The organism is Sulfolobus sp. B1, from assembly GCF_007050195.1.
GTDB lineage: Archaea > Thermoproteota > Thermoprotei_A > Sulfolobales > Sulfolobaceae > Saccharolobus.
In genome coordinates this window covers 1-1,740 of the sequence record NZ_QIMI01000218.1, presented here as the reverse complement: position 1 = coordinate 1,740, position 1,740 = coordinate 1, and the positions used below count along the sequence as shown (strand labels likewise).

Below are 1,740 nucleotides of genomic sequence, written 5' to 3'. Positions count from 1 at the left end.
TGGTAAATTTGCTAATAATTTTGCAAATTATTAACGAGGTTAAGATGAGGAGAATAGAAGGCAATTTTTTGGACAGTGTCTCAATAATAGTTCCTATTAAGGGGGAGGATGAGAGGTTAGAGGGCAATATTTTATCCCTTTTATCACAAAATTATCCTTACCCCTACGAGGTTATTTATGTGGTCGATAAAGGAGATGATGTAGAGAAGGTTTTAAGAAAGTATAATGTAAGGGTTGTATATTCAGATTATAATTGTGAAGCATGTAGTGGTAAGATTAAAGCTCAGCTCTCTGGTTTAAAGTACGCTTCATATAATGTAATAGTTTTTGCTGATTCTGATACTTGGTACCCAAAGGATTGGCTGTATAAGTTAGTTAGACCTCTCGATAAATTTACCGCTACTACCACCTTCTCATGGCCCTCCCCCTCTAAGTTGAGTTTAAGTAATTTGCTAAGGGCTGGGTTTTGGACTTTAGGTTTCGAGTCCCAATCGTTAGAAAATTCAAGATTTCTATGGGGAGGCTCGATGGCGTTTAGGAAGAGTTTCTTCAACAAAGACGTTATTGATGAACTTTCAAAGGAGTGGTGTGATGATTGTACTTTAACCAGAATTGTGAAACGTAATAATGGGAAAATTGGTTTTCTCATGAACTGTGTTCCCTTGAACGTTTATGACGAAAAGGATTTGGTTAAGTGGTCTAGTAGGCAGATAATTACTATTTTAGCTTACTCGCCAAGGGGGGCTAAGGCATATTTAGTTGCTGGGACTTTCTTCACGTTTATTTTAGTTTATTCCATAGTGTTTCTAAATCTTGTAACGTTTACTCCTTATATTTTATGGATAGTTAAAAACGTAATAAGAGGAATAGATTATCCAAAAAATGCGATGATAGCGTCGTTGATGACTATACTTGCAATACCATATGCACTATTCTTGTTAATATATAATTGGAATAGGAGGGAAGTTTATTGGAGAGGTAGAAAGTACATAGTTAAACCTTTAAGTTAGAAACTTAATTTATTACTGTATGCTGAAGTTCTACCCCTTATGATTTGATGATTGTAGGCGTGATGCTGAGATGATGAAGCCGAGTACTCATGAGTTAGGGTGATATTAGGACCACTGCTGAGTGAGACCATGAATATAGTTGAAATTTACTTAAACATATATTCATTTAGAGAGGTAATATCTAGGTTCTTAATAGAAGATAAGAAGGATAATTGGATTACGATGAGAGAAAATAACAGCAAGGAGTTGTATTTAGCTGAGGAATTTAATGGTGATTATGGTTTAATAATATATCCTTACAAGGACATAGAAGATGATATTAAGGAAGCGTTTTCTCATTACTTATATTCAGTAAATAAATTAAAAGAAGTGCTATATGCATCAGAGAGATGGAGGGATTCAATTGACATTAAAATAGAGGGAAATAAAATCGTAACGATGCCTAGCTTGGATCTTGATCTGATTACAGGAGTTGACTTGATTAATTCAGTAGTGAGCAATAAGGGTTTCATCTATAAGGTTTTAGACGATTCCTTAGTAATAGAGATTGAAATAAAGAGACCTCTAATCTACACTTCTTTAAATGATTACATTAAATTACTCTACTATGCATTAAAATTATATTATGATGTGAAAAGAACGCAAGAGGATATCTCATTAAAGAAAGCTTTAGATTACGCTAAAAATATATAAAAACTGTTTTTCATCTCTCATATTATGCTATGGATTT

2 protein-coding genes are annotated in these 1,740 nt (G+C 33.6%); both read left to right on the top strand.

Annotation, left to right across the window (positions count from 1 at the left end; all coding sequences use genetic code 11):
* Positions 1 to 8: 8 nt before the first annotated feature.
* A complete protein-coding gene (locus DMP16_RS09605; protein ID WP_255446866.1) occupies positions 9 to 1,010 on the top strand; it encodes a glycosyltransferase family 2 protein in 1,002 nt (333 codons plus the stop codon).
* Positions 1,011 to 1,139: 129 nt separating this feature from the next.
* Positions 1,140 to 1,703, top strand: a complete 564-nt coding sequence (locus tag DMP16_RS09600; RefSeq protein ID WP_069283802.1) for a hypothetical protein — start codon at positions 1,140 to 1,142, stop codon at positions 1,701 to 1,703.
* Positions 1,704 to 1,740: the final 37 nt, after the last annotated feature.